Origin of the sequence: Mycobacterium sp. E3198 (assembly GCF_001667015.1) — a bacterium.
GTDB lineage: Bacteria > Actinomycetota > Actinomycetes > Mycobacteriales > Mycobacteriaceae > Mycobacterium.
On the sequence record NZ_LZIS01000120.1, the window covers coordinates 1 to 1,951 of the forward strand.

Genomic DNA, 1,951 nt, shown 5'->3' on the forward strand with positions numbered 1-1,951 from the left:
CTCTTGGCAACATCGACGCGCGCGCTCTAGCATCGGCGGCGGCACCGTGGTTCGATCGAAATCGTAAGGGATGCAACGATTTCAGGAGAATTCATGGCAACTCTGCCAGCCCAGCGTCAGTCCAGAACCCTGGTCCCCGATCTCGCCGACCTCTTTGGCGGCACTCCCCTATTGGCCGGCCTGCGCCCGCTGTTCGACCGCAACCTCCTGCGCGTCGAGGATGAATTCGACGGCGGCCGCTACGAGGTGCGCGCCGAGATTCCCGGTGTCGACCCCGCGAAGGACATCGACATCACCGTGCACGACGGGATGCTCACCATCAAGGCGGTGCGCAGCCAGGCCGTCGAATCCCACGGCCGTTCCGAATTCAGCTATGGAGCTTTCGCGCGCTCGGTCCCGCTGCCCGCCGGAGCCGACGTCGACGACGTCCGCGCCACCTACGAAAAGGGCATTTTGGCGATCTCGGTGCCGGTGCCCAACGGTGCGCCGGCTGCGAAACGCATCGAGGTCGAAACTCGGGCGTGATTTCGCGTGTGCCGCGCCGCGCCGTCAGGTTGGGGGCGGCGGAGGCTGGTCGCGCGGAATCGCGCCGTCGCAGCCCCCCGGCGGCGGCGGGCCGGGGAGAGGTTCGTCGCCGCCGACGCAGTCGTAGTAGAACTGGGGGCCGACGATCCAGGTCTTCATCCACTGGTGCCAAAACGACCCGTCGGGGTACTTTTCACCGTCGCACACGGCCAAGTTGCCGTAACCCCATCGGCCCCCCGGGCAGAAGCCCTTCGTCATGTCCGGCTGGTGCGGGTCGGGCGGGTCGGCGATGGCGACCGCAGTGGAAAACACACACGCCGCAGCACAACCCACTATCGCAGCGCCAAGGCGGGTAAGCGTGAACTTCATTCCGACTCCCTTAAACCGTTGGATGGAGCTTGACAAGGAAATCTAAAGTCCGCTTCGTTTTAATCGAGAGCCGACACTTTTTCGTTAGCTGAGACCAAGTTTTCGATAGTTTACGACTCGGCGCATCGGCGATGTCAACTTCGAAAACATATGTGCTCAGTGTGAGTTGGGGATTGACGCAGCTATTTCGGTTGATCCGTGACAGACAAAGGCGGTTCGCCGAAATCCACCGTTACCGCCCGACTCGGTCAGCGTGTGGTCGCGACCGTCGCTACGGTCGCCGGCTTTTCGAAAGTTTCGGAAAAAGTGTCTGTATTAGACGCTTTCGGCGCTCCTACCCGTGAACGCGGCCCGTCCGGCCGTGCCCCATGAAGGAAACGGAGCACAACATGTACACCACCCGCGGCCCGGATGTGATCACTCCTGCGGCGCCCAGACAACGCGCCACCGGGCGCCCCGCTCTGGTCGAACACCTGCGCCGGCTGCGCGATAACGCTGCGCTCTTCACGAGCCTGGCGCGCGAAGCAGGCATCGACACCGCCGACGGCGAGGGCGCCAACGTGATCTCCTGCATCGTCGGAAGCTCGAGCACGGCGCTCCGGTTGTCGGAAACTCTGGTGCGGCACGGCATCTATGCCGACCCGGTCCTCAGTTCCGCGGTGCCGAAAGGCCGAGCGCGGCTGCGCTTCTTCGTCACCAGCTGCCAGTCATCCGAACAGATCCGGCACATGGTCAACGTTCTGGCTCGCGAGCTGGAGCTGCTGAACGCCGTCACCCCGTCCTAGAGCCTCCCGGCGACGAAGCCGGCGGCCTGATCCACCAGTCCGGAGCCGATGTACGAGGGCTGCAGGTGTGACGGCCAATTCGTCCCCCTTCCGCAGATGGGATCGCCGGCGGCGCACTGGTCGATCGTCTTACCGGCGAACGCGGGGGCCAGCCCGTGGGTGCCGTTGCCGAACAACGCGACCGCCGCGATGTGTTGATCCATACCCGGCGGCAGCCCGCCCCACATCGCGCGGTCAACCACCTCGGCGCCCAGCGAGTAACCGCCGAGCAC

Annotated in this window: 4 protein-coding genes; 2 read left to right on the plus strand and 2 right to left on the minus strand. The window is 64.7% G+C overall.

Annotated features, from left to right (window positions below):
• The first annotated feature begins 93 nt into the window (after positions 1 to 93).
• Positions 94 to 525 carry an Hsp20/alpha crystallin family protein gene (locus A5673_RS13755; RefSeq protein WP_068232905.1) on the plus strand — a complete coding sequence of 144 codons (432 nt, stop codon included), beginning with the start codon at positions 94 to 96 and terminating at the stop codon, positions 523 to 525.
• A gap of 24 nt (positions 526 to 549) precedes the next feature.
• Here the strand turns inward: A5673_RS13755 and A5673_RS13760 are convergent, their stop codons facing one another.
• Entirely contained in the window at positions 550 to 894 is a 345-nt protein-coding gene (locus tag A5673_RS13760) for a hypothetical protein (RefSeq protein WP_068232910.1), read from the minus strand.
• Positions 895 to 1,283: 389 nt separating this feature from the next.
• Between A5673_RS13760 and A5673_RS13765 the strand changes: the two genes are divergently transcribed.
• On the plus strand, positions 1,284 to 1,679 hold the full coding sequence (locus tag A5673_RS13765; RefSeq protein ID WP_156748188.1) for a hypothetical protein: 396 nt from the start codon (positions 1,284 to 1,286) through the stop codon (positions 1,677 to 1,679).
• Here A5673_RS13765 and A5673_RS13770 read toward each other — a convergent pair.
• Positions 1,676 to 1,951 (minus strand): cutinase family protein (locus tag A5673_RS13770; RefSeq protein ID WP_156748190.1); only part of this gene is annotated, 276 nt, incomplete at its 5' end. The two genes, A5673_RS13765 and A5673_RS13770, sit on opposite strands and share 4 nt — an antisense overlap.

Coding starts and splice junctions, on each gene's coding strand:
- A5673_RS13755 (WP_068232905.1), top strand. CDS start 94: ATGGCAACTCTGCCAGCCCAGCGTCAGTCCAGAACCCTGGTCCCCGAT.
- A5673_RS13760 (WP_068232910.1), bottom strand. CDS start 894: ATGAAGTTCACGCTTACCCGCCTTGGCGCTGCGATAGTGGGTTGTGCT.
- A5673_RS13765 (WP_156748188.1), top strand. CDS start 1,284: ATGTACACCACCCGCGGCCCGGATGTGATCACTCCTGCGGCGCCCAGA.